Origin of the sequence: Stenotrophomonas geniculata (assembly GCF_034508895.1) — a bacterium.
In the GTDB taxonomy this organism is placed as follows: domain Bacteria; phylum Pseudomonadota; class Gammaproteobacteria; order Xanthomonadales; family Xanthomonadaceae; genus Stenotrophomonas; species Stenotrophomonas geniculata.
Genome location: NZ_CP140571.1, coordinates 2,417,116 through 2,439,908 on the forward strand (window position 1 = coordinate 2,417,116; position 22,793 = coordinate 2,439,908).

Genomic DNA, 22,793 nt, shown 5'->3' on the forward strand with positions numbered 1-22,793 from the left:
CGGTGTCGAAGCAGAACGATTTCTCCGTCGCCAAGGCGGCGCCGGGCGCGGCCACGCGCATGCTGGCCGCACGTGTGCTGGCACAGGTGTTCACCCGTGGCCGTTCGCTGAAGGCCGAGCTGGCCTGGGCGCTGCCGAAGCTGGCCGACAGCCGCGACCGCGCGCTGCTGGAAGCCCTGTGTTTTGCCGTCCTGCGTCGTCGCAGCACCTATGACGCGGCGCTGCAGTCGTGGATGCAGAAGCCGCTGTCGGCGCGTGATGCCGACCTGCGCACGCTGCTGATGGTCGGGTTCGCCCAGCTGGACGTGCTCGAGCTGCCGGCGCACGCGGCGCTGTCGGCCACGGTCGATGCCGCGCGTGCACTGGGCCGTGAGCGCCAGGCAGGCCTGGTCAATGCGATCCTGCGCCGCGCGCAGCGCGAAGGTTTCCCGGAACAGCCCGCGCGCGATGCCTTCCCGGAATGGCTGGCCGATGCAGTGGAACGCGATTGGCCGGCGCAGGCCGACGCGATCTTCAGCGCCAGCCTGCAACCGGCGCCACTGTGGTTGCGCGCCAACCGCCAGCAGGGCGGCCGTGACAAGGCACTGGCAGCGCTGGCCGAAGCCGGCATCGCCGCGGAAGCCAGTCCGCTCAGCGCCGACGCGTTGCGCCTGGCCTCTCCGGTTGCCGTGAATCAGCTGCCCGGCTTCGCCGAGGGTGCGATCTCGGTGCAGGACGTGTCGGCGCAGTGTGCGGCCGATGCGCTGGCCCCGGTGGCCGGTGCCCGCGTGCTGGACGCCTGCGCGGCACCCGGCGGCAAGTCGGCGCACCTGCTGGAGCGCGACCCCAGCCTGCGCCTGCTGGCGCTGGATATCGACGCGCGCCGCCTGGCCCGCGCACGCGATACCTACAGCCGCACCGGCGTGGGCGAACATGCGCAGACCCTGGCTGCCGATGCCAGTGATCCCGGTGCCTGGTGGGATGGCGTGCCGTTCGACGCGATCCTGCTGGATGCGCCGTGCTCGGCGACTGGCGTGATCCGCCGCCAGCCGGATGTGATGTTCCACCGTCGCGCTGAAGATATCGATGCACTGGTTGGCGTGCAGGCGCGCCTGCTGGAAGCCTGCTGGTCGATGCTGCGCCCGGGTGGCGTGCTGCTGTATGCCACCTGTTCGATCCTGCGCGCCGAGAACATCGATCAGGTGCGCGCGTTCCTGAAGTGGCATCCGGATGCCGTTGCGCAGCCACTGGGCGACGCGTTCGGCGTCGATTGCGAAGGGGTGGCACGCCAGCGGCTGCCGGGTGAAAACGATGCTGACGGTTTCTTCTACGCGCGTCTGTTAAAAGCAGCCTGACCCCCGCTGCCGTTTCGAGTCCCATGCTGAAAACCCACGCGTCGCGCCAGACGTGGTTGTTGGTGGTGATGGCCCTGCTGGTGCTGGGGGCCGGCCTGGGCCTCCGAGATCCGTGGCCATCGGATGAGCCACGTTTCGCGCTGGTGGCCAAGCAGATGGTCGACAGTGGTTACTGGTTGTTCCCGCATCGCGGCCCCGAACTGTATTCGGACAAGCCACCGATGCTGATGTGGTGGCAGGCCGCGCTGTACAGCCTGGTCGGCCACTGGCGGGTGGCGTTCCTGCTGCCCTCGCTGCTGGCCGCGCTGGGCACGCTGTGGTGCGTGGTCGATCTCGGCCGCCGCCTGTGGACGCGGCAGGTGGGGCTGTACGCGGGTTGGGCACTGCTGTTCGCGCTGCACTTCACCTTCCAGGCGAAGAAGGCGCAGATCGATCCGCTGGTGGTGCTGTTCATCACCCTGGCCAACTACGGCCTGCTGCGCCATCTGCTGCTGGGCCCGGCCTGGCGCTGGTGGTGGATGGGCTGGTTCTTCGCCGGCATCGGGGTGATCACCAAGGGCGTAGGCGTGCTGGCGCTGATGATGATCGTGCCGGCCGCAGTCGCATCCATGCTGCATTGGCCGCGGGTGAGCCTGCACGTGCGTGACCTGCGCTTCTGGCTGGCACCGCTGGCCTTCCTGCTGGCGGTGTCGTTGTGGCTGGTGCCGATGCTGCTGGCCGGCCTGGCCACCGGCTCGGAGCCGTATCGCGCCTACATGGACGACATCCTGTTCCGGCAGACCGCACGGCGCTATACGCAGTCCTGGGACCATCACCAGCCGTGGTGGTACTTCCTGGCGATCATGCCGTCGATGTGGATCCCCGCGTTCCTGCTGCTGCCGTGGGCGCTTCCGGCCTGGTTCCGGCGGCTGCGCCGGCGCGATGCGCGCTACCTGCTGCCGTTGGCCTGGTGGCTGCTGGTCGTGCTGTTCTTCTCCATTCCGCACGGCAAGCGCGACGTCTACATCCTGCCGGCATTGCCGATGTTCTGCCTGGCGTTGGCGCCGTTGCTGCCGGGGCTGCTGAGGCGGCGCGATGTGCAGCGTGTGCTGGGCGCATTCACCGCGTTGCTGGCACTGGCGCTGGGCCTGGTCGGTGCGCTTGCGCTGCTGGGTGATCCGGATTTCGAAGTGCGCCTTACCCATGGCCGCGGGTTGCTTCCCGGTGCCACCGATGCGCTGGCCTGGGCGGCGCTGGCGATGGCGGTCTGGTCGGCCTTGAGCCTGTGGGTGTGCGGGCGCCGGCGCAGGCACGTTGCCCTGGTCGCTACTCTGGCCGGGGTCTGGGTGCTGTACAGCCTGGTCGGTTATCCGGTGTTGAACGATTCCAGCTCGGCCCGTGGCCTGATGCGCGAGGTCAGCGCACGCATCGGCCCGCAGGCCGAGCTGGGACTGGTGGCATGGAAAGAGCAGAACCTGCTGATGGCCGATCGTCCTGCGGCCACCTTTGGATTCGAAGCGCGTTGGCATCAACAGCTGCAGGCAGCCGTGCGCTGGCAGCGGCTGGTTCCGCAGCACCGCTGGCTGCTGGTGAACGAAGATGCGATGCAGGCCTGCATTGATCGTGCGCAGGCCGAAATGGCGGGCATTTCCAATCGTCGCCGCTGGTGGCTGGTGCCTGCCGACGCGGTCGCCGGCACCTGCCGGCCGTCGGCGGCGGAACTCGAGCACGAGCGCCGCCTGCAGGGGCCCGGCATCACCGATTGAGCGTTCGGGCAACCTGGCTCAGGGGCTGGCCAGGGCGGCGTGGTAGCTGGCCAGCGTGGCGTCGGCGAATGTCTGCAGGCCGAACTCCCGCTGTGCATGGCGGCGTGCTGCCCGGCCATGTTCCGGCAGCGCATCGCGCTGTGCGTACAGCGCCTGCACCTGTGCGGCGATGGCGTCGATGTCGCGGGTGGCAACGACCCAGCCATCGACGCCTTGTTCGATGTTTTCCGGCAGGCCCGCGTAATCGCTGACCAGCATCGGCTTGGCGCTGGCCATCATCTCGCGGCAGGCGAAGGAGATCGTCTCGACGTCATGGGACAGCACGAAGCCAGCATCGCCGGCCGCGATCAGTATGCGGGTATCGGCCAGCAGGCCGGTGAAGTGCACCTGCGCGGCCACCTCGCCCAGCGCCTGCACCTGTTCGCGCTGCTGCGCGGTGGGCAGGTGGCCGGCCACGGCCATGTGCACGTGCGGGCGTACCGCATCGGGCAGCCGCGCGATGGCCTGGGCCAGGTCGATCCAGCCCTTGTAATCGTCGGTGCCGGCATTGCTGACCAGCACCAGCGCCTGTGGATCCTGCGTCCATTGCTGCCGCAGCGCGCTGCCGGTGCCGGCCGGCTGTGGCGAGTAGCGCTCCAGGTCCACGCCGTTGCGGACCACGTCGATCGGGCAGCGACGGTATGGGCCCTGTTCCAGCAGGCGCTTGGTGTCGGCCGAGACTGCGATCAGCCGATCGGTGGCCCAGCGCGCGCGCAGCACATTGCCGAAGGTGTCGGTGGGTTTGCTGTTGTGCTTGGTCAGCACGATCGGCGGGCGGCGCATGCCAAGCAGCCCCTGCATCACGAAGCGGTGGTCGCGCGCACCGTTGACGTGGATCAGGTCGATGCCTTCATCGCGCACCAGCCTGCGCAGCGCACGCTGTTCGGCCAGCTGCCGGGGTAGCGTTGGCAGGCCGCTGCCGAACGCAATCGGCAGTGTGCGGGCAAGGCCTTCATCGGCCATGGTCCGCAGCAGCCGGCTGTCGGCCGGCGCGGCGACATGGAGCGTGTGCTGGCCGTGCAACGCACGCGCCAACGAGACGATGTACGTGGTGTGGCCGCCACCGTCGCCATAGTGGAAGTTGGTGTACAGGATTTTCATGGGGGATCTTCAGGCAACGCCCGCGAAGTGTGACACAGCGTGGTCACGGCCGGTCCGCGGAAGGCGCCGGGTCGGCCACCGCCTGTCCATTGCCCAGCATCCACAGCATGATGGTCTTCTGCCGCACGTAGTTGGCGCGTACGTAGGCGTAGACCAGGCCATGCCAGCCATCGCGGAAGCCGCCACGGAACAGGAAGCCGCGCCAGAACCGCCAGGCCGGCGCCAGTACCAGCTTGCCCAGGGTGGCCCGCTTGCCCCGTGCGAACTCGTGCTCGGCCATCATCCGCGCATACTTCTCGGTCTTGGCCAGCTGCTGCTGCAATGACCGGTACGGGTAGTGGATCAGGTCGCCGCGCAGCGTACCGACGCTGCCGTCGACGCTGGCCGCCTCGTGGATCTCGCGCTTGCCGCGCCAGCCGCCCTGGCGGCGGTCGAACAGCCGCATCACCCGGTCCGGATAGGCGTTGCCGTGGCGCAGGAACCTGCCGAAATACTCCGAGAGGCGGGCGAATCGGTAGCCGGCGTGGCCGCTGAAGCCGCCGTCGCGGGCCTGTTCGATGGCCGCGCGCAGTTCCGGGCTGATCCGTTCATCGGCATCCAGGCACAGCACCCAGTCATGGCTGGCCTGCTCGACGCAGAACGCCTTCTGGCTGCGGAAACCCTCGAACCGGCGCTGCAGCACGCGGGCACCGGCGGCCTCGGCGATGGCTACGGTGGCGTCAGTGGACTGCGAGTCCACCACCACAATCTCATCGCAGAAGGCCAGCGAGGCCAGGCAGTCGCCGATGCGCCCGGCCTCGTTGAACGCGATAATGCACGCCGAGATGCAAGGCCGTTCGATGGGAGCGGTCGTGGAGGACATGATGGCCGGGTACCTGTTGTTTGCGACGGAGCGCTATGCGCTGCCTATTCTCGCCCCGTTGGCGCAGGCCTTGCACGCGTCCGGGCAGGAGGTAGCAGCCTGGTTCGAGGATGGCGCGGCCGGCAGCAGCCTGCCGGGGGTGCCCAACCTGGGCCTGAAGCAGGCCCTGGCAATGCGTCCGCGGGCGGTATTCAGCGCGGCCAACTGGGTGCCGACGTTCCTTTCGGGGGCCAAGGTGCAGCTGTTCCATGGCTTCAACGTGGAAAAGCGCGACAGTGCGCGCGGCCACTTCCGGGTGCGCGGCATGTTCGACCTGTACTGCACGCAGGGGCCGGCCACCACTGCGCCGTTCCGCGAGATCGCTGCCCTGCAGGGCCATTTCGCGGTGGCAGAGACCGGCTGGCCGAAGCTGGACCCGCTGTTCCGCGATGACGGTGGCGAGAGCGCCGCGTTGCGTGCTCCGGCCGGCGAGCGCCCGGTGATCCTGTTCGGCTCGACCTTCACTGAACGGTTGAGCGCGGCCCCGCACCTGCACGCGCAGATCGCCGCCGATATCGCTGCCGGTGATCACTACTGGCTGCTGACCCTGCACCCGAAGTGCCCGCCGGAACTGTTCGAACGCTACCGCGCGCTGGCCGGTGCCAATGCCCGCTTCATCGAGCCCGAGCAGGTGATGGCCGCGCAGCGCGCCGCCGATGTGCTGGTATCGGATACCTCGTCGATCGTTTCGGAGTTCATTGTCCAGCACAAGCCAGTGGTGACTTTCCGCAACCGCGTGCCCAAGCCGCACATGATCGACTTCGATGATCCTGCGCAGCTGCAGGCGATGCTGCAGCGCGCGCTGCACCCGGACGCGGCGCTGCAGGCGGAAATCGTGCGCTACGCCGATGCCATCCACCCGTACCGCGATGGCCTGTCCAGCGAGCGCGTGATCGCGGCCACCGAGGATTTCCTGTCGGGTGAAATGGGCGCGCTGCGGCGCAAGCCGTTCGGCAGCTGGGTGCGCGATCTGCAGATCCGCAAGGACCTGGGCTATTGGGGCCCCTCGCAGCGGTAGCGGGGGTGATGTAGCGCCGAGCCCATGCTCGGCTGCGTCAAGCCGAGCGTGGGCTCGGCGCTACAGTAGATCCACGCCATGCGTGGATGCGCGGCCGGGATCCGGCCCCGCCGTCACCAGCGCAGCTTGCGCCGCGCGAGTGCTGCGGCCAGCTGCTCCATCACCTGTTGCGCCTGTGCCTGCGGCAGATGGTGCAGGGTCAGCGCCACATCGCCATGCGCGCCGGCGGTATCCAGCTGCAGGCTGCTGGTGCCCAGCAGCCTGTCCAGCGGCGAGCGCTGCAGGCGCAGGCCCTGCACCTTGTCCAGCTCGGCCCAGCGCCACCAGCGCTTCCACCAGCCGCCGCGCACCGCCACATAGTGCTCGTCCAGGTACCAGCCCATGCGCGCCATCTGCCGGTGCGCGACCAGCAGCGCCACCGGCAGCCACGCAAGCACCAGCAGGCCCCATGGGCCCCAGCGCCAGTACGCAGCCGCAGCCAGCAGCGGCACCAGCAGCAGCGCGCCCAGGCACAGCCGCCACCAGCCGCGCTGCGGAATGGACTGCCACTGCGCGGGTGGCCACTGCAACTGTGGCAGCAGGTGCTGCACCAGCTGCTCGCAGCGCGTACTTGACGCCAGCGGTGCCAGTTCGCGCAGGGCGCGGTCCTCATCGCGCGCAGGGCCACCGGCGGCGCTGTCGATGCGCAGCTGGCGCAGTCCGAACCAGCGCTGCAACGTACCTTCGCGCAGCGTCCAGGCCTGGATGCGCCGGCGCGCCACGCTGCTGCGGGTGCGGCTGAGCAGGCCAGCCGAAACGGTCAGGCGGCGATCCTGCTCGCTGAGGGTGAAGCCGTGGTAGCGCAGCAGGGTCAGCACCACCGACAACACGCGCAGCGCCAGCCAGCCCAGCAACAGAGCCGCAGCCAGCAGCAGGAACGCGCCGGCCACGCCGGGGTGCAGGTGGCTGGCGTAGCCGAATGCCTCGCGGCCACCGCGCTGGAGGGCATCGTCCATCACCGGCCGCGGCACGGTCTGGAACAGGACACCGAACGCGGCGATCGCCAGCGCCCAGCCACGGTTGGAGAGCAGCCCCATGCGCACCACGTCCCAGCTCGACAGGCGCAGCAGTACCTGTTCGGTGTCGGCCTCGGTGATCGAGGCGGCGGCGACAACGTCGGCGGCCTGCGGCGCCTGCCCGCGCTGGCGCACCAGTCGTTCCAGCGCCAGCGCCTGGTCCAGCTGCAGCACCCGCATTTCGGCTTCTGGACGCACGCCGCCGGCCGATTCCAGGCGCAGCTCGGCCACACCGAACAGGCGGTGCAGCGGGTTCTGCCGGACCTCCACGTTGTGGATGCGCGCAAACGGAATCTCGCGCCGGTTGCGCGCCAGCAGACCGCTGCGCACGGTAATCGCATCACCGCCGATACGGTAGCGGTAGCTGAGGTACTGCAGCACCGACACCAGTACCAGTGCGGCAATTGCCGTCAGCGGAATCAGCTGCGCCCACATCGGGTCGCGGTCACCCCGCTGGCCGAACACCAGCAGCGCGACCAGCGGCAGGAAGTAATGGCGCAGCTGCATCAACAGTACGAACAACCATGACCACGGATGCAGGCGGTGGTCCTCGCCACCGGCGGGCAGTGCTGCAGGCAGAGGCGGTGGCAGGCTCACAGGGCGTCGGCGTCCTGGTCGAGCTGATGGGACAGGGTGTCGCGCAGGCGCTCGGCATCCGCCTCGTCCAGGCCGCTCACGGTCACCGCGCTCATGCGGGTGCCGGCGGTGTGCACGATCAGCGTGGCCAGACCGGCGCGGCGTTCCAGTGGCCCGCGGCGCAGGTCCAGGTGCTGCACGCGCGACAGGGGAATGCGCGTTTCCAGCTGCCACATCAGGTCTCGTCGCAGGCCCAGGCCCTGTGCGTCCAGCCGCCAACGGGTGCGGACCAGGCGGCGGTGGCCGAGCCACGCACCACATGCAGCCCCCACCAGCAGCCCGAGGGCTGCGACCCATACGCCACCGGGCAGATCGAAGAACCACCATGCAGCGGCCAGCGGCAGGCCTGGCACAAACAGGCCACCGAAGGCACCTTCCAGTGCGGCCAGCCGCGAGGCGCGGCGCGGCAGCGACTGCCAGGCATCGGTGGGCGGAGCAGTAAGGGGAACGTCGGTCACGCGGGCTCCGTCAGGTGGCAGGGCGGGCGGTGGCGGCCGTGGCCGCCGTGGCCGCACCGCGCAGACGGTAGCAGGTCGGCTGCGTTACTGGGCAGCCTGGATCAGCGCGTCCACATCCAGCAGGTGGCCGGCACGATCGGCCTTGGTGCGCAGGTAGTGTTCGTTCTCGGCGGTGATTTCGCCGGTGACCGGAATGCAGTCCAGCACTTCGATGCCGGCATTGCGCAGGCGCTGCGCCTTGGTCGGGTTGTTGCTGAGCAGGGCCACGCGCGAAATGCCCAGGCCACGCAGCATGGCCACCGCGCTGCCGTAGCGGCGCTCGTCGGCACCGAAGCCCAGCTGTGCGTCGGCGTCGATGGTGTCCAGGCCGTCGTGCTGGTAGCCGTAGGCGCGCATCTTGGCCGCGATGCCGGTGCCACGGCCTTCCTGGTCCAGGTACAGCAGCACGCCGCCCCCCAGTTCCTTCAGCTTGCGCAGGCCGCGCCGCAGCTGGTCGCCGCAGTCGCACTTGAGCGAGCCGAACAGGTCACCGGTCAGGCACGAGGAGTGCACGCGCACCGGCACCACCGCCGACAGGTCGGGTTCGCCGACGATGATCGCGACCTGGTCACGCTGGGCGACGCCGCCGCGGAACACCGCGAACGTGGTCATGCCGACGTCGCGCAACGGCACCGGTGAACGCGCCACCAGTTCGTAGTCGTGGGCCGCATGTGCTGCGCCTTCGGCGAGGTCGCACAGCGCCACCTCGGAAGCGCCATCGAAGGTGCGGTCTTCGGCGTCCAAGCGCACCGCCACCATGGCCGGCAGCAACAGGCCAAGGCGGGCCAGTTCCACGGCGCCTGCATCGAATGCGTCACCGGCACTCCAGCCGTGCGGCATCGGGCCCGGTTCGCGCAGATAGCCCAGCGAGGGCAGGGCGTCGAAGGCAACACCGGCCAGCGGCAGGCGCGCACCTTGCGGGGCCTCCACGCCAAGCACGCGGGCGCGGGTGGCGGTCAGGAACAGGTAATGCCGCTCGTGGGCGGCATTGGCGAAGGCAGCGAAGCTGCTGGCCGTGGCGCTGTCCAGCGCGATCACCGCCAGGCGCTGGCCCTGGCCATCGTGGAGCAGCACCGGGCGACCGGCACGCAGTTCGGAAACCGCGCGCTCGCAGCGGATCGCGGCCGGATCGCCGAACAGGGAAGAAGCAGCAGGCATGGCAGGACCGGGGGAGGCGGACATCGCAGTCTCTATGGGGGCGCCGGCGTCGTATTCAACGTGGTGCGGCCGCCGGTCGCAGGGGGCGGTGGCCTGAGTGGAGCGGCCGTCAGTGCGGGTGTTCCTCGGTCGCGTAGGGGTCTTCCTCGCCACTGCCCGATGGTCGCAGCGTATAGCGCTTGTAGGTCCACTGGTACTGCGCAGGGTCGCGGCGGGCGATGCGCTCGATGCCTGCATTGAGCGCGGTAGCGGCCACCAGCGGGTCCGGGTCGGCCACGGCGGGGTCGGTCGGTTCGATGTGCAGGGCGAACTCCATGTCCGGCCCGATGCGCTCGCACCAGCCATACAGCACGGTGGCGCCGGTACGCTCGGCCAGCCGGTTGACCAGGGTCATGGTCAGCGCCTGCACGCCGAAGAACGGCACGAACACCCCATCGCCGGCCTTGGGCTGCTGGTCGGGCAGGATGCCGGTGGCACCGCCGTCCTTGAGCACCTTGAACAGCTGGCGCACGGCCGGGCCTTCGGCACGCACCTGCTGTACGTTCTGGCCGCCCCGCACCAGCTGCAGGAAGGCATCGCTGGCCTCGTCCTCCGGTGGCTTGTAGACGATGGCGATCTGCCCGCGCGAGGCCAGCCACTGGTTCAGCAGCTCCCAGTTGCCGAAGTGCGGCGCCGCCACGATCACGCCCTTGCCGCTGGCCAGCGCCGCGTCGTACAGGGCCTCGCCGTGGCGCTGCTTCAGGTGCAGGCGCAGGTTGTCGGCCGGCGCCTGGCTCCACAGTCGCAGGGTTTCGATGGCCTGCAGGGCGGTGGAGCGCAGCAGCTCCCGGTGCAGGCGGTCGCGCGCGGCGCCCTCCAGGTCCGGGTAGGCCAGCTCCAGGTTGCGCCGGGTGACGCGGCTCTCACGGGCGTTGAGACTGATCCAGGTCCAGGACAGGGCACGGGCGACTCCCCGCAGCAGCGGCCAGGGCAGGCGGGCGAACAGGGTGGTGGCGCGGTAGACCAGCCGGGCTTTGCGTTGCGGATTCATCGGCGCCAGTTTAGCCAAGGGCGCTGCTATCGTGGCCGGCCGTGTTCATTGGAAGCCCCCGCATGCTCGTCCTGATCCAGCGCGTCAGCCAGGCCGCCGTCCACGTCGAGGGCGAAGCGGTGGGGCAGATCGGCCCCGGCCTGCTGGCGCTGGTCGGCATGGAGCCGGGCGACAGCGAGGCCCAGCTGCAGCGAATGGCCGAGCGCCTGCTGGGCTACCGGGTGTTCGCCGACGAGGCCGGGAAGATGAACCGTTCGCTGCGCGACACCGGCGGCGGCCTGCTGCTGGTCAGCCAGTTCACCCTAGCCGCCGACACCCGGTCGGGCATGCGGCCCAGCTTCACCAGCGCCGCGCCGCCGGCCGAGGCTGAACGCGGGTTCAATCGATTTGTCGAGATCTGTCGTGAAAATCACGCGCCAGGGGTGGAAACGGGCCGATTTGGTGCCCATATGGTCGTCAGCCTGGTCAATGACGGTCCCGTGACCTTCCTTCTCAGGCCCTAGGCCGCCGGGACCACCGCCCGGCAGGCCGGGCCCCGGGCTGGTATAATGCTACGTTCCCTATTTCTCCCTAGCCGGTGGCGCGAGCACTACATGGCCAACGAACGTCCTGCCCAATCCGAAATCAAGCAACTGATCAGCAAGGGCCTGGAACAGGGCTACCTGACCTACGCCGAAGTCAATGACCATCTGCCGGACGACATGGTCGACCCGGAACAGATCGAAGACATCATCGGCATGATCAACGGCATGGGCATCGATGTCCATGAAGTTGCGCCGGATGTGGAAACCCTGCTTCTCAACGACGGCAACACCGGTAACCGCGAAGTCGATGACACCGCGGCCGAAGAAGCCGCCGCCGCACTGAGCGCGCTCGACACCGAAGGTGGCCGTACCACCGACCCGGTGCGCATGTACATGCGCGAAATGGGCACCGTCGAGCTGCTGACCCGCGAAGGCGAAATCGCCATCGCCAAGCGCATCGAGGAAGGCCTTTCGCAGGTCCAGGCGGCCCTGGGCCAGTTCCCGGTCTCGGTCGAGTCGCTGCTGACCGACTACGAAGCCCACAAGGAAGGCAAGAAGCGCCTGGCCGAAGTGATCGTCGGCTTCAACGATCTGACCGATGAAGAGCCGGCACCGCCGGCGGCCGCTGCCGATGACAGCGCCGATGCCGACGCCGAAGGCGACGAGGACGAGGACGACGATGTCGACGGTGGCGATGAAGAAGCCGCACCGACCGGTCCGGATCCGGAGGAAGTCGCCGCGCGCATGCAGGCGCTGAGCGATGCCTTCAACGCTTTCAAGAAGGCCGCGACCAAGGGCGACAAGAAGAACCTGCCGCGCCTGCGCGAAGAAATGTCGGCGGTGTTCGTCACCCTGAAGCTGCCGCTGCCGCTGACCGATGTGCTGACCAAGCAGCTGCGCGACACCATGGCGTCGATCAAGGCCCATGAGCGCCGCGTGCTGAACCTGGCCACCGTCACTGCACGCATGCCGCGCAAGGACTTCATCCGTTCCTGGGAAGGCAACCAGACCAACCTGGAGTGGGTGGAAGACGCACTGAAGCGCAAGCAGAAGTGGTCGTCGGCCCTGCGCGAAGTGAAGGACCAGATCATCGCCGAACAGCAGGCGACGATCGACATCGAGAAGCTGACCCAGCTGGACCTGGAAGAGCTGAAGGAAATCAGCCGTGCCATGGCCTACGGTGAAGCCAAGGCGCGCAAGGCCAAGAAGGAAATGGTCGAGGCCAACCTGCGCCTGGTGATCTCGATCGCCAAGAAGTACACCAACCGCGGCCTGCAGTTCCTGGACCTGATCCAGGAAGGCAACATCGGCCTGATGAAGGCCGTGGACAAGTTCGAGTACCGCCGCGGTTACAAGTTCTCGACCTACGCCACCTGGTGGATCCGCCAGGCGATCACCCGCTCGATTGCCGACCAGGCGCGCACCATCCGTATTCCGGTGCACATGATCGAGACGATCAACAAGTTGAACCGCATTTCCCGCCAGATGCTCCAGCAGTACGGCCGCGAGGCTACGCCGGAGGAGCTGGCCAAGGAAATGGACATGCCGGAAGACAAGATCCGCAAGGTGATGAAGATCGCCAAGGAGCCGATCTCGATGGAAACCCCGATCGGCGACGACGAGGATTCCCATCTGGGCGACTTCATCGAGGACACCAACGTGGAGTCCCCGATCGAGAACACCACCAACATCAACTTGTCTGAAACCGTGCGCGACGTGCTGGCCGGCCTCACCCCGAGGGAAGCCAAGGTGCTGCGCATGCGCTTCGGCATCGACATGAACACCGACCACACCCTTGAGGAAGTCGGCAAGCAGTTCGACGTGACCCGCGAGCGCATCCGCCAGATCGAAGCGAAGGCCCTGCGCAAGCTGCGTCACCCGAGCCGCTCGGAGCAGCTGCGCAGCTTCCTGGATATCGATTGATTTCCAGCGGCTGTTGAAGCGTTGAGAGAAACCCCGCTTAGGCGGGGTTTTTCTTTTTGGGGTGTGTGTGCTTTCTGTAGAGCCGAACCATGCTCGGCTGCCGTTTGCGATTACCGGGTAGCCGATCAAGCACAGGCTCTACTACACTGTGACGCTGCGCCGGGCCTATAGCTCAACGGTTAGAGCAGGGGACTCATAATCCCTTGGTTCCAGGTTCGAATCCTGGTGGGCCCACCAACCCAGTTCGCATGATCGACTGCCGGTCTCCTCCTCCCCGCGCGTTTGCCCTTTAGGGCAACATCTGGTCCGAACGCAAGGATCAAACATGCCCGGCACCCACGCCCCGGTGGAAGACTTCGCCACTGAAATCGAAGACAGCCGGCATCTGTTCGCCTGGTGCCTGGTGCGCTACGGCCAGGTTCCTGAAGCGCTGGCAATCGAACAGGCACGCCAACGCTATCCCGACCAGGCTCCCGGCTGCGAGTACGAGCATGCACTGATCTTCCACGACGAGCCTTGGCACTGGGCGATGCTGCACGTGTTGGGTGAAGGGTACTGGCACCAGAACCCGGAACTGGCGCAGCCGTCGCTGGCGTACGACACCGAGTCGGATGCGTTGTGCCTGGCTCGCGGTGAGTCGGTTCCCTTGCTGGATGAGAATGAGTATCTCGGTGCGCTTGCCCACGCCCGCCATATGCATGCGTGGACGCTGATCCATCAGGCAGGCATTGCTGAAGAGCAGGCGCAGCAGCAGGCGCTCGAACACTACGCCTACTTTCCGCCGCATCATCGTTGGCGGATGCGCGTCCACGATGCGCGTGCTGCATGGGGCGGCGTGATGGGTGCGCTGCACCTCGATGACTACTGGTCGCAGCCGGAGCTGCATACGCCACCACAGGCCTATTGGCATGCGTCGCGTGCATTCGTTGCCGCAAATGGAATTCGCCTGCCGGGTGGTCCGGGAAGTGCCTGAGGCACTTCCCGGATCCTTCACGATCAGCTTTCCAGGAACGCCAGAAGGTCGGCGTTGATCCGGTCGGCATGCGTGGTCGGAATGCCGTGCGGCGCACCTTCGTAGGTGATCAGCGTGCCGTTCTTTACCAGCTTCGCGGAAAGGACGCCCGAGTCGGCATACGGGACCACCTGGTCGTCATCGCCATGGATCACCAGCACAGGAATGGAAATGCCCTTCAGGTCTTCGGTGAAGTCGGTCTGGGAGAACGCCACGATGCCATCGTAGTGCGCCTTGGCCGAACCCTGCATGCCCTGCCGCCACCAGTTCCAGATGACCGCATCTGAAGGCTGCGCGCCGGGCCGGTTGTAACCGTAGAAGGGACCTGCGGGCACGTCGTGGTAGAACTGCGCGCGGTTGGCCGCCAGCTGCGCCTGGAAATCGTCGAAGACCTCCTTGGGCGTGCCCTGCGGGTTTGCCGCGGTCTTGACCATCAGCGGCGGCACCGAGCTGATCAGCACCGCTTTGGACACGTTCTTCTCGCCGTGGCGAGCGATGTAGCGGACCACCTGTCCACCGCCGGTGGAATGACCCACGTGCATCGCGCCGTGGGTACCCAGCTGCTCGACTACCGCCGCAACATCGTCCGCGTAGTGGTCCATGTCGTGGCCGTCCCACACCTGGCTGGAGCGGCCATGCCCGCGGCGGTCGTGGGCAACCACGCGATAGCCCTTGTTGACGAAGAACAGCATCTGCGCGTCCCAGTCGTCGGCGCTGAGGGGCCAGCCATGATGGAAATGAATGACCTTGGCGTCGCGCGGGCCCCAATCCTTGTAGAAGATTTCGACGCCGTCTTTCGTAGTAACCGTAGCCATTTCCGGGTTCCTCGCAGTTGGGGTTGGGGGCGTCCTGCCTACCGGCAACCTTGCATCGGTGCAGGAGGAAGGACGCTGTCAGTGCGTGTTGCAGAAGTGGCCCCAGGGCGGCATTTCCTTCTATCCTGAGGCGGCCATCACTCCGTCCGAATCCATTCTAGGAAGCGCTGCATCAATTGAAATTGGCGGAGGTGACATTCATGGGTATCGAAACTGACAAGCGGATCGAAGTGGCCCTGCTGATCTATCCGGATTGCCAGATGGCGGCGATCCATGGCCTGACGGATCTGTTCCGGATTGCAAATGAGTGGGCGGCGTATCCCCACGAAGATGACCGGCGGTGTTCCCTGCGGGTAACGCATTGGCAGCTGGACCCGGTGTCGGCGCAAATGGAATGTTGCTGGGACAGCGATCTAGGCGAGGTGAACGCCCCCGCGTTCGTGATCTCGCCGCCCAGCGTCGCGATGCCCGAGCGGATGTCGGCGATGCCGCGTGAGGCGCAGTGGCTCAAGGAACTCCATGCCGGTGGCGCAATCATGTGCTCGGTCTGCGCAGGGGCGTTCGTGCTCGCCCAGACCGGCCTGCTTGCGCGACGGCGGGTTACCACCCACTGGGCCTTTGCAGGGCTGCTCGCCAGCGCGCATCCCGATGTCCAGGTGACGACCGAGAATGTCGTCATCGATGACGGTGACGTCATTACCTCCGGGGCGATCCTCGCGTGGAATGATCTCGGCCTGCTGATCGTCGATCGCGTCATGGGTTCCAGTGTCATGCTGGCCACGGCCCGCTTCATGCTCAGTGACGGCATCCGGCAGGACCAGCGTCCCTTGCAGGGATTCCTGCCCCGGCTCGATCACGATGATGCCGCCATCCTGGCGACCCAGCATCTGATCCTTGCAGAACCTGGGCTGCGCCACACCGTGGCCGGGCTTGCCCAACGTGCCCATTTGACCGAACGAACATTCATCCGGCGCTTCCAGAAGGCCACGGAACGCAATCCCGCCGACTACATCCGTCAGGCCAGGATGGCCAAGGCCAAGGATGCGCTGCAGCTCGGCGATCTTCCCATCGCACAGGTGGCCTCGCGCCTGGGTTATGACGACGCGGCTTCATTCCGCAAGGCATTCCAGAGCGTTGTCGGCATGTCACCGTCCGCGTATCGCGATCACTTCCGGATCAGGCGGGGCGGGCAACGCTGAGTCACGCCAGTGTTGGTGCAATGTGTCTCTTGTCAGTTTCCGGCACTTTCAGGAGGTGGCGCTTGGCATTTCAACTGCCACTACACGTTTCGCACCTGGAAAGTGTCTGGAAAGAGATATTGCGAGCTGGATTGATGAAGCCAAGCGTGCGAACAAGGCTGCTCGCGACGAGATGGAGGCATTTTAGAGTTATTTCGGGAGCATTGGCGCAGGGTGTGCTGATAGCGCGAATCTGGATGAAGGCATCTCACACGTATGATGAGAAAATCGAGCAGGCGCGCGAGACCATCCTGTTTTGGAATGAACAGGCTGGCGCATTTTCGGAAGAACTCCTACAGGAGGATCTCAGGATTCCAGTAATGGATCTTCCAATGCACCTGATTGAGTTGCGCAACAAACTGCTCGATGAAGTTGCGTCTGCAACGCACTGGTCAACACACATGAATCAGCTGCTGAAGGACCTGACACGATAATGGCGGCTTGCCACCCGCGCGCTCATTGCTCTTGACAGACCACCCTGCCGGAGTGGACCTTTCCCGGCATGACTATCGATATCGAATCGCTCAGCCTGCGGGAGCTGGGCGCCTTGGTGGTTGCCGCTGAACAGCGCAGGCAGCTCATTTCCAGCCGTCGTCCGGCCAGTGCGGTGCGCCGCATGCTGAAGGCGGCGGCCGCCGAAGCGGGCTATACGCTCGAAGAACTCTTTGGCGATGCGTCCGTCGAAGAACCCGCGACGCCGCGGAAATCCAGCCGCCGCAAAGCCGGCAAGGTTGCTGCCAAATACCGCGACCCGGAATACAAGCGCCTGACCTGGTCCGGCCGCGGGCGCATGCCGCGCTGGCTGGCCGCCAAGGTCCAGAAGGGCCACAAGGTGACGGATTTCCTGATTCCCGGCCTGGCCCGTCCAACCGCCCGCAAGGGAAGCCCGATCGGCCAGCGCACCGTGTTCAAGAAGGACTGAGGCCCGCAGGGCGACGCCTGCCGCGCCCGTGTCCGCTTCACGCTACCCTGCATGGGTCCGCACTGGAGGGAGGCACGCAATGGCACATAACGGCAGCACGGCGATCGCGCCGAGGGTCCTGTACGTCGCGGGGGCGGCAGCGGTGCTGATCAGCCTGTTGGCCTGGTCGGTGGAATGGAGTGGGCTGGCCTATGTCTGCCCTTACTGCCGCGTGCAGCGCACCGTCATCGGCGTGCTGGGTCTACTGATGATGTCTGCACGGTCGGGTGGCATCGTCGTGCCGTGGCTTTCGAACGCGATGGGTGGTTTCGCGTTCGTGGTCGCGGCGATGCAGCACTTCAACGGCTGGAAGCGAATCTCCGCCGGCGAATTCAGCTTCAATGCCCAGTGGTACATCGACCCATGGCTGCTGTCCGGCTGCGCGATGCTGATCCTGGTGGCACAGCTGATGCTGGTGCAGGCCGCCTGCCGGCGCCCGGTGCACGCCGCTCTGGAGGCCGCATGATGCGCCCTGCCTGCGCGCTGGTCCTGCTGATTGCATTCCACAGCATTCCGGCGCGTGCGGCCGAAGATGCCGGAGCGCCCAAGCGGCCTTCGGTGGAAACCCTGCAGCGCCTGATCGTGGACAAGGCTCCGCAGACGCAGATCGGGACGCCCGACAACGAGCGCATCACCGCGCGTCGCATCGATATCGTCGATGACCAGGGCGTGATCCGCATGACGCTGTCCGGGAAGACGCCGGCGCCGATCATCGATGGCATCCAGTACAAGCGCGCCTTCAACGTGGCCGGCATGGTGCTGTACGACGACAAGGGCAGCGAGCGCGGTGGTTTCGGCACCGCTGATGTCGACGGCGGCATGGCGGTGCTGGCGCTGGATCATCCGGCGATGGATGCGATCGGATGGCGGGTGTCTCCCGATGGCCAAGTGAGCTTCTCGATCAACCAGGCACCGAAGCTGATACGCGAACCCGCGCTCGGGAATGCGTTGATTCCCGGTGTGCAGGCGCCGACCCGCATCGGCCTGGTGGTCGGCGCCGATGGAACGCCGGCCATCGCACTGAATGACAAGGCGGATCGGCCGCGACTGCGGTTGACCGTCACGCCGGAGGGCTACGGGGCAATCGAGTTCCTCGATGCGCAGGGCAAGGTGGTCCACACGCTGGCGCCGGAGGCGGAGCTCCGTCGCTAGCGTGGCGAGCCTGCTGGCCGGTACCTATGCGCCGCGTCCCCGGCCGTCGATGCTGTAGCGCCCGGCTCCAGTGCAGGCCAGCAACAGGAAGCCACCGGCCAGGCCCAGATTCTTCAGGAACATGATCTGCTGGGTCTGGTCGCCGAAGTTGTGGTGGAAGATGAAGGCGGTGACCAGGCTGAAGCCCACCAGGACGATCGATACCAGCCGGGTCTGGAAGCCGAGCAGGATGCACAGGCCGCTGCCGATCTCGAAGGCGATGGTCGGCCACAGCAGGATGCCGGGCACTCCCATTGCTTCCATGTAGCCCTGGGTACCACTGAGGTCGCCAAGCTTGCCCAGGCCGGAGACGAGGAACAGTGCCATCAGCAGGATGCGCGCAAGCAGGAAAGCAAGCGAGTGCGAGGAAGTGCTCACAGTGAAGTCCTTGAGGGTGTCCGACCCCCGCGATCGGAGCCCACAGGCAGTGAAGCCCGTGTATACACGACACGGCTGCCTTCCGGTTTCCCGCGCGGCCGGGGGACCTTCGAATGCCGAAGGAGGCTGCCTCAGTCATCCTTTGGTGATGGTGCGTCTGTGCTTTGCCGGAACACCTGCAGCTGCGCGGCAAACGCACGCTGGTAGGCGGGGCGTTGCGTTGCACGGCCCACATAGGCAGCCACCTTCGGGTATTCGTCGAGGAGGCCGCTGCTCTTCAGGCGCAGCAGCACCGAGACCATCATCAGGTCGCCCACGCTGAAGTCGCCATCCAGCCACGCCGCCGTGCCCAACCACGCAGACAGCTGCGAGAGACGCATCCGCACGCGCTCGTCCAGCATCACCAGCCGCTGTGAATACCAAGGCAGTTCGCGTTCCAGCACCCAGGCCATCGAGCGTTCCACGATGGGCGGTTCCACCGTGTTCAACGCAGCGAAAACCCACATGATCGCGCGCATGCGTGCGTCCGGATCAGCGGGGAGCAGGCCGGCATGCTGTTCGGCCAGGTGCAGGACGATTGCGCCGGATTCGAACAGGACCTGGTCGCCGTCCTGCCAGGTGGGGATCTGCCCGAAGGGGTTGCGCGCCAGGTGGACGGGCTGCTTCAGCTCGGCAAAGCTGAGCAGCTGCACGTCATAGGGCACGGCCAGTTCCTCCAGCGCCCAGCGTACGCGCATGTCACGGGCCAGGCCCTGGCCGCGGTCGGGAGAGGTGGCGAAGGCGGTGAGGATCGGGCACATCGGGGCACTCCTGCAGGCTGAAAGACCCGCCTTTCCTTCTCCGACGAACGATGGGGCGGGAAATCGACAACCTTCCCGGGGCGCCGGGCGATACACTGCCCGCCACCCATCAATCCTGTGCCTCCTCATGTGGCAGCGCCGCACCTCCCTGGCCGAACTGCAGCGGCAACGCGATGTGCTGCAGGCTGAGATGGATGCGGACGCCCAGCGACGGGTCTCACGGCTTGCGCCGGATGATCTCGTGGCAGCGCTGATGCCGCAGGCGCACCGGCTCCAGGAGCTCAATCAGCTGATCCTGCGGGCTACACCGCCGCGTGAACTGATGAAGCGCCTGAAGGCGCTTGAGCGACAGCTGCTCGAACCCGGTGCACAGAGCGCAGGCGTGCGGAAGGAGCGGGAAGATGAACTGCGCGATCTGCACCTGTACTTCAGCAATCCGCGCCGTCGCCCCTTGACGGCGAAGGTCCTGCTGATCCTGTTGGCCAGCGTTCTGGCCGCCTTGTTCCTGCCGGGGCTGCTTGTGGACCTGCTGGTCGCTCTCTAGGCCGCGCTCACCCCGCCCGATGCAGCTTCCTGTACTGATCCGGCGTGCACTGCGCGTGCCGCTTGAACATTTCGGCGAAGGCGCTGACGCCGGAATAGCCCAGCTCTTCGGCGATCCGGCTGATCGGCCGGCGTGTACACAGCGCCTCGGTGGCGCGCACGAACTTCACCCGCCCACGCCAGTCGCCCAGCGACATGCCCAGTTCGCTGCGTGCCAGGCGCTCCAGCTTGCGCACGCTCATGTGGTGCCGCCGCGCGATCTCGGCAACCGATTCGGCCGCCGACAGGTGTTCCTCCATGTACGCCATCACCTGCTTCAAGGCATCGCTGCTGGCGATCGGAAGGAAACTGGGCAGCACAGCGGCATTGACGATCTGGTCGATCACCACGGCGGCCATGCGCCGCTGGACCGGTGTCTGCGGATCGGTCACGCCCTGTCGTGCCAGTTCATGCAGCAGTTCGCGCAGCAGCGGGCTGACTTCCAGCGCACTGCAACGCGTGGGCAGCCGGCGTGAAAGCGCCGCCGACAGATAGGCCGAGCGGTAGGCCAGCTGCGAGCGGTTGCGTGAATAGTGCGCCATTCCTGGTGGAATCCAGATCGCGTAGTGCGGCGGCGACACCATCCACTCGCCGTCGATCTTCATCTCCATCACCCCCTGCGCGACGAAGTTGAACTGACCCCACGGATGGCTGTGCGTGCCCCAGTCCGTGGGCTCCATCGCGCCCTGCCGGAAGTAGATCGGGCCGGGCAGCTGGCGGAAGGTGGGGATCGGCTCCATCGATTGCCGCAAGCCGTGGTCGGGGTGGCGCATTTTCGGGATGTCCTCAATATACGCCAAGCGTACGCTGGCCATTCCCACACGTACACCTGCACGCGTGAACTATCTCTTCCCGATCTTCGCCTGCCTGCTGTGGGGCGCGAACACCATCGTGACCAAGCTTGCTTCGGGCTCGGTCGGTCCCATCGATATCGGCTTCTTCCGCTGGCTGGTCGCGGCGGTGGTCCTGCTGCCATTCGCGTTGCCGCGGCTGCGCGGCAATCTGCCGACCGTGCGCGCCAACCTCGGGCGCTTCCTGGTGCTGGGCTGCCTGGGTGGGGTGATGTACCAGTGCCTGGCCTACCATGCGGCGCACTTCACCTCGGCCATCAACATGGGGGTGATCCAGGCGCTGATTCCGTTGATCGCGCTGGCGCTGTCACGCGTGTTCATGGGCCATCCGGTGCGTGGTACTTCCATTCTTGGCGCGGTGATCTCCACCGCCGGCGTAGTGGCGGTGGTATCGCAGGGCGACCTGGCACGGTTGGCGGCGCAGGGCCTGAACCGCGGAGACGCGATCATGCTGATCGGCGCATTGGCCTTCGCCGCCTACAACGTGCTGATGCAGCGCTGGAAGATTCCGCTGTCGGTGCTGGAGTCGCTGTTCCTGCAGGCCACGGCGGCCTCGCTGATCCTGCTGCCACTGCAGTTGCTGGTCGGTACCGGGGTGAGCAATCTGACCGCCGTCGGTTGCATCGGCTTCGCGGCGGTCTGTGCCTCGATCCTGGCGCCGCTGACCTGGATGACCGGACTTTCACGTCTGGGCGCTGCGCGCGTCTCTGGCTTCTTCAACCTGGTGCCGATCGTGACCGCCGCGCTGGCCGTGCTGCTGTTGGGCGAATCGCTCAGTGGCTGGGTACTGGGCGGTGGCCTGCTGGCGGTGTCCGGCGTGGTATTCGCCGAGTACAGCGCCAGGCGCGCTGCTGCGGTGCCGAGCGAGCAGCCCGCCTAGGGCTTCGGTCATGCGGGGTATGTGTTCCCGCTCAGCGCCTGTTCCACCCGCTGTTCCAGCGCGTCTGCATCATGGCCGCGTTTGCCCTGCAGGCTGAGATACAGCGAAAGCGGGTCAACCACATCGCCGATGCTGGTGAATGCCGGCGGATAGGCCCAGATCTGCAGCCGTGCGCTCTGGACGCAGTCCGGGCCGGGCATGGGAAGTGCACCCAGCAACCGCCACGCATCGATGTGCAGCGCGCGGGTGCCGCCGATCGCGGGCGGTGACGTGTCAGCAAGCGCATCGAGGCCCGCCGTCGGCGCCGGGTGCCCGGCATCGCGGAGCGCCTCGGCGGTCGGGCCCCAGCAGACATCCACTTCCTTCAGGATGGGGGAACGCAGGAACGGCTGCGCCCTGGCCCAGACCTCGTCGCGGTTGCCGGCCAGCTTCAGGAAGCGCTCGCGGCCACCGGTGGAGCGTTCAACCAGGCCGCGACCAACCAGTTCGGCAGACAGGCGCGACGCCGTCATCGAGGTGTAGCCGGCGGCAGCACTGATCTCGCGCGGCGACCACCAGCGCGACTGGCCGCTCAGCAGCACGTGGATCAGCACGGCCTGCGCCGAAGGCAGCAGCGAGATGGCCTTCTTCTCATGATCAGGGTCGTCGCGGAACTCAATGGCCAGGCTGGGCGCGAACAACTGGGTGTGCGGGACGACGAAGTCGATGTGGTTCTCGACCAGGAAGCGGCGCTGGGTCGGCGTGAGATAGGGCGAGACGTACAGCACCAGTGCATTCGCAGCAGAGCGCAGGCAGCGTACATCCTGGATCACACGGGTGCTGGATTCGCCGGGCTCGCGGGCCACGGCGAGCATGGCGGGGGTTTCCCCGTACAGCATCAGTCCGGCGAGGTGGTAGCGCGATGCCATTGCGTGGGGAATGGCGTGCAATGAAGCAAGTGGATGCACTGCCGAGGCCAGCCCGGGGAGAATCCTGCGCAGGTACCGCTGCGCGTCAGCGACCAGGTCGGTCAGGCCGGTGCGAACTGCCGTCGTCATCTCGTACTTCCCTTGCGGCGGCACGTCCGGAGGGTCGGAACCCGGCCACATCGCCACATTCAGTGGTGAACCTGGAGACGGGTGTGC

Annotated in this window: 24 protein-coding genes and 1 tRNA gene; 14 read left to right on the forward strand and 11 right to left on the reverse strand. The window is 66.7% G+C overall.

Features of this window, described 5'->3' with window-relative positions; genetic code table 11:
* The first annotated feature begins 2 nt into the window (after positions 1 to 2).
* Together rsmB and RI032_RS11215 are read left to right on the forward strand one after the other, a co-directional pair.
* Positions 3 to 1,334, forward strand: a complete 1,332-nt coding sequence (rsmB, locus tag RI032_RS11210) for a 16S rRNA (cytosine(967)-C(5))-methyltransferase RsmB (RefSeq protein WP_322547019.1) — start codon at positions 3 to 5, stop codon at positions 1,332 to 1,334.
* A gap of 23 nt (positions 1,335 to 1,357) precedes the next feature.
* Positions 1,358 to 3,079 carry a glycosyltransferase family 39 protein gene (locus tag RI032_RS11215; protein WP_043397509.1) on the forward strand — a complete coding sequence of 574 codons (1,722 nt, stop codon included), beginning with the start codon at positions 1,358 to 1,360 and terminating at the stop codon, positions 3,077 to 3,079.
* Between the two features lie 18 nt (positions 3,080 to 3,097).
* Here RI032_RS11215 and RI032_RS11220 read toward each other — a convergent pair whose 3' ends face one another.
* Positions 3,098 to 4,219 (reverse strand): glycosyltransferase family 4 protein, encoded by a 1,122-nt coding sequence (locus RI032_RS11220; protein WP_322547020.1) that lies wholly within the window; start codon positions 4,217 to 4,219, stop codon positions 3,098 to 3,100.
* A gap of 43 nt (positions 4,220 to 4,262) precedes the next feature.
* Positions 4,263 to 5,081: a glycosyltransferase family 2 protein gene (locus tag RI032_RS11225; RefSeq protein ID WP_100446813.1), complete on the reverse strand. Its 819-nt coding sequence runs from the start codon at positions 5,079 to 5,081 to the stop codon at positions 4,263 to 4,265.
* Here RI032_RS11225 and RI032_RS11230 point away from each other — a divergent pair.
* Positions 5,080 to 6,138 (forward strand): CDP-glycerol glycerophosphotransferase family protein, encoded by a 1,059-nt coding sequence (locus RI032_RS11230; RefSeq protein WP_043397515.1) that lies wholly within the window; start codon positions 5,080 to 5,082, stop codon positions 6,136 to 6,138. The genes RI032_RS11225 and RI032_RS11230 overlap by 2 nt on opposite strands.
* Before the next feature lie 113 nt (positions 6,139 to 6,251).
* Here the strand turns inward: RI032_RS11230 and RI032_RS11235 are convergent, their stop codons facing one another.
* The 4 genes from RI032_RS11235 to RI032_RS11250 all read right to left on the reverse strand — a co-directional run bounded on the left by RI032_RS11235 (position 6,252) and on the right by RI032_RS11250 (position 10,514).
* A complete protein-coding gene (locus RI032_RS11235) occupies positions 6,252 to 7,790 on the reverse strand; it encodes a PH domain-containing protein (protein WP_057503139.1) in 1,539 nt (512 codons plus the stop codon).
* The gene (locus RI032_RS11240; protein WP_043397520.1) at positions 7,787 to 8,287 is read right to left on the reverse strand and encodes a PH domain-containing protein; all 501 of its coding nucleotides are present in this window, start codon (positions 8,285 to 8,287) and stop codon (positions 7,787 to 7,789) included. The genes RI032_RS11235 and RI032_RS11240 overlap by 4 nt, the downstream gene beginning before the upstream one ends.
* Positions 8,288 to 8,371: 84 nt before the next feature.
* On the reverse strand, positions 8,372 to 9,508 hold the full coding sequence (ribA, locus tag RI032_RS11245) for a GTP cyclohydrolase II RibA (protein WP_057503141.1): 1,137 nt from the start codon (positions 9,506 to 9,508) through the stop codon (positions 8,372 to 8,374).
* Between the two features lie 85 nt (positions 9,509 to 9,593).
* On the reverse strand, positions 9,594 to 10,514 hold the full coding sequence (locus tag RI032_RS11250; RefSeq protein WP_071305909.1) for a lauroyl acyltransferase: 921 nt from the start codon (positions 10,512 to 10,514) through the stop codon (positions 9,594 to 9,596).
* A 62-nt stretch (positions 10,515 to 10,576) separates the two neighbouring features.
* On the opposite strand from RI032_RS11250, the gene dtd reads away from it, so the two are divergent.
* The 4 genes from dtd (at position 10,577) to RI032_RS11270 (ending at position 13,934) form a co-directional block, all read left to right on the forward strand.
* Positions 10,577 to 11,017 carry a D-aminoacyl-tRNA deacylase gene (dtd, locus tag RI032_RS11255; RefSeq protein WP_049436896.1) on the forward strand — a complete coding sequence of 147 codons (441 nt, stop codon included), beginning with the start codon at positions 10,577 to 10,579 and terminating at the stop codon, positions 11,015 to 11,017.
* A 90-nt stretch (positions 11,018 to 11,107) separates the two neighbouring features.
* Entirely contained in the window at positions 11,108 to 12,961 is a 1,854-nt protein-coding gene (rpoD, locus tag RI032_RS11260; RefSeq protein ID WP_010481200.1) for an RNA polymerase sigma factor RpoD, read from the forward strand.
* A gap of 161 nt (positions 12,962 to 13,122) precedes the next feature.
* Positions 13,123 to 13,198 (forward strand) — tRNA-Ile (locus RI032_RS11265).
* A gap of 88 nt (positions 13,199 to 13,286) precedes the next feature.
* Positions 13,287 to 13,934, forward strand: coding sequence for a hypothetical protein (locus tag RI032_RS11270; RefSeq protein WP_228354834.1), 648 nt, complete (start codon positions 13,287 to 13,289; stop codon positions 13,932 to 13,934).
* Between the two features lie 23 nt (positions 13,935 to 13,957).
* On the opposite strand, the gene RI032_RS11275 is transcribed toward RI032_RS11270, so the two are convergent.
* Positions 13,958 to 14,788, reverse strand: a complete 831-nt coding sequence (locus tag RI032_RS11275; RefSeq protein WP_049413071.1) for an alpha/beta fold hydrolase — start codon at positions 14,786 to 14,788, stop codon at positions 13,958 to 13,960.
* Between the two features lie 200 nt (positions 14,789 to 14,988).
* Between RI032_RS11275 and RI032_RS11280 the strand changes: the two genes are divergently transcribed.
* From RI032_RS11280 to RI032_RS11300, 5 genes are all read left to right on the forward strand, one after another.
* Positions 14,989 to 15,987: a GlxA family transcriptional regulator gene (locus RI032_RS11280; RefSeq protein WP_322547021.1), complete on the forward strand. Its 999-nt coding sequence runs from the start codon at positions 14,989 to 14,991 to the stop codon at positions 15,985 to 15,987.
* Between the two features lie 62 nt (positions 15,988 to 16,049).
* Positions 16,050 to 16,460, forward strand: coding sequence for a hypothetical protein (locus tag RI032_RS11285; protein ID WP_322547022.1), 411 nt, complete (start codon positions 16,050 to 16,052; stop codon positions 16,458 to 16,460).
* A gap of 68 nt (positions 16,461 to 16,528) precedes the next feature.
* Entirely contained in the window at positions 16,529 to 16,948 is a 420-nt protein-coding gene (locus tag RI032_RS11290; protein WP_010481241.1) for an H-NS histone family protein, read from the forward strand.
* A gap of 79 nt (positions 16,949 to 17,027) precedes the next feature.
* On the forward strand, positions 17,028 to 17,453 hold the full coding sequence (locus RI032_RS11295; RefSeq protein ID WP_322547023.1) for a hypothetical protein: 426 nt from the start codon (positions 17,028 to 17,030) through the stop codon (positions 17,451 to 17,453).
* The gene (locus tag RI032_RS11300) at positions 17,453 to 18,139 is read left to right on the forward strand and encodes a hypothetical protein (RefSeq protein ID WP_322548268.1); all 687 of its coding nucleotides are present in this window, start codon (positions 17,453 to 17,455) and stop codon (positions 18,137 to 18,139) included. The genes RI032_RS11295 and RI032_RS11300 overlap by 1 nt, the downstream gene beginning before the upstream one ends.
* Before the next feature lie 24 nt (positions 18,140 to 18,163).
* On the opposite strand, the gene RI032_RS11305 is transcribed toward RI032_RS11300, so the two are convergent.
* A complete protein-coding gene (locus tag RI032_RS11305) occupies positions 18,164 to 18,556 on the reverse strand; it encodes a DoxX family protein (RefSeq protein ID WP_019336340.1) in 393 nt (130 codons plus the stop codon).
* A 131-nt stretch (positions 18,557 to 18,687) separates the two neighbouring features.
* Complete coding sequence (locus RI032_RS11310; RefSeq protein ID WP_010481249.1) at positions 18,688 to 19,356, reverse strand: glutathione S-transferase family protein; 669 nt, start codon at positions 19,354 to 19,356, stop codon at positions 18,688 to 18,690.
* A gap of 127 nt (positions 19,357 to 19,483) precedes the next feature.
* Between RI032_RS11310 and RI032_RS11315 the strand changes: the two genes are divergently transcribed.
* Positions 19,484 to 19,900, forward strand: coding sequence for a hypothetical protein (locus RI032_RS11315; protein WP_322547024.1), 417 nt, complete (start codon positions 19,484 to 19,486; stop codon positions 19,898 to 19,900).
* A gap of 7 nt (positions 19,901 to 19,907) precedes the next feature.
* Here RI032_RS11315 and RI032_RS11320 read toward each other — a convergent pair whose 3' ends face one another.
* The gene (locus RI032_RS11320) at positions 19,908 to 20,711 is read right to left on the reverse strand and encodes an AraC family transcriptional regulator (RefSeq protein ID WP_322547025.1); all 804 of its coding nucleotides are present in this window, start codon (positions 20,709 to 20,711) and stop codon (positions 19,908 to 19,910) included.
* 7 nt (positions 20,712 to 20,718) lie between these two features.
* On the opposite strand from RI032_RS11320, the gene RI032_RS11325 reads away from it, so the two are divergent.
* Entirely contained in the window at positions 20,719 to 21,669 is a 951-nt protein-coding gene (locus tag RI032_RS11325; protein WP_197656513.1) for a DMT family transporter, read from the forward strand.
* Positions 21,670 to 21,677: 8 nt separating this feature from the next.
* On the opposite strand, the gene RI032_RS11330 is transcribed toward RI032_RS11325, so the two are convergent.
* Positions 21,678 to 22,706: an IclR family transcriptional regulator gene (locus RI032_RS11330; RefSeq protein WP_049453022.1), complete on the reverse strand. Its 1,029-nt coding sequence runs from the start codon at positions 22,704 to 22,706 to the stop codon at positions 21,678 to 21,680.
* Positions 22,707 to 22,793 lie beyond the last annotated feature (87 nt).

What these genes read in the sequence shown, in the direction of transcription:
- RI032_RS11275 (WP_049413071.1), bottom strand. Translation starts at nt 14,788, where the DNA reads ATGGCTACGGTTACTACGAAAGACGGCGTCGAAATCTTCTACAAGGAT.
- RI032_RS11225 (WP_100446813.1), bottom strand. Translation starts at nt 5,081, where the DNA reads ATGTCCTCCACGACCGCTCCCATCGAACGGCCTTGCATCTCGGCGTGC.
- RI032_RS11215 (WP_043397509.1), top strand. Translation starts at nt 1,358, where the DNA reads ATGCTGAAAACCCACGCGTCGCGCCAGACGTGGTTGTTGGTGGTGATG.
- RI032_RS11300 (WP_322548268.1), top strand. Translation starts at nt 17,453, where the DNA reads ATGCGCCCTGCCTGCGCGCTGGTCCTGCTGATTGCATTCCACAGCATT.
- ribA (WP_057503141.1), bottom strand. Translation starts at nt 9,508, where the DNA reads ATGTCCGCCTCCCCCGGTCCTGCCATGCCTGCTGCTTCTTCCCTGTTC.
- RI032_RS11330 (WP_049453022.1), bottom strand. Translation starts at nt 22,706, where the DNA reads ATGACGACGGCAGTTCGCACCGGCCTGACCGACCTGGTCGCTGACGCG.
- rpoD (WP_010481200.1), top strand. Translation starts at nt 11,108, where the DNA reads ATGGCCAACGAACGTCCTGCCCAATCCGAAATCAAGCAACTGATCAGC.
- RI032_RS11295 (WP_322547023.1), top strand. Translation starts at nt 17,028, where the DNA reads ATGGCACATAACGGCAGCACGGCGATCGCGCCGAGGGTCCTGTACGTC.
- RI032_RS11325 (WP_197656513.1), top strand. Translation starts at nt 20,719, where the DNA reads ATGTCCTCAATATACGCCAAGCGTACGCTGGCCATTCCCACACGTACA.
- RI032_RS11315 (WP_322547024.1), top strand. Translation starts at nt 19,484, where the DNA reads ATGTGGCAGCGCCGCACCTCCCTGGCCGAACTGCAGCGGCAACGCGAT.
- RI032_RS11250 (WP_071305909.1), bottom strand. Translation starts at nt 10,514, where the DNA reads ATGAATCCGCAACGCAAAGCCCGGCTGGTCTACCGCGCCACCACCCTG.
- RI032_RS11320 (WP_322547025.1), bottom strand. Translation starts at nt 20,711, where the DNA reads ATGCGCCACCCCGACCACGGCTTGCGGCAATCGATGGAGCCGATCCCC.
- RI032_RS11230 (WP_043397515.1), top strand. Translation starts at nt 5,080, where the DNA reads ATGATGGCCGGGTACCTGTTGTTTGCGACGGAGCGCTATGCGCTGCCT.
- RI032_RS11280 (WP_322547021.1), top strand. Translation starts at nt 14,989, where the DNA reads ATGGGTATCGAAACTGACAAGCGGATCGAAGTGGCCCTGCTGATCTAT.
- RI032_RS11220 (WP_322547020.1), bottom strand. Translation starts at nt 4,219, where the DNA reads ATGAAAATCCTGTACACCAACTTCCACTATGGCGACGGTGGCGGCCAC.
- dtd (WP_049436896.1), top strand. Translation starts at nt 10,577, where the DNA reads ATGCTCGTCCTGATCCAGCGCGTCAGCCAGGCCGCCGTCCACGTCGAG.
- RI032_RS11310 (WP_010481249.1), bottom strand. Translation starts at nt 19,356, where the DNA reads ATGTGCCCGATCCTCACCGCCTTCGCCACCTCTCCCGACCGCGGCCAG.
- RI032_RS11270 (WP_228354834.1), top strand. Translation starts at nt 13,287, where the DNA reads ATGCCCGGCACCCACGCCCCGGTGGAAGACTTCGCCACTGAAATCGAA.
- RI032_RS11290 (WP_010481241.1), top strand. Translation starts at nt 16,529, where the DNA reads ATGACTATCGATATCGAATCGCTCAGCCTGCGGGAGCTGGGCGCCTTG.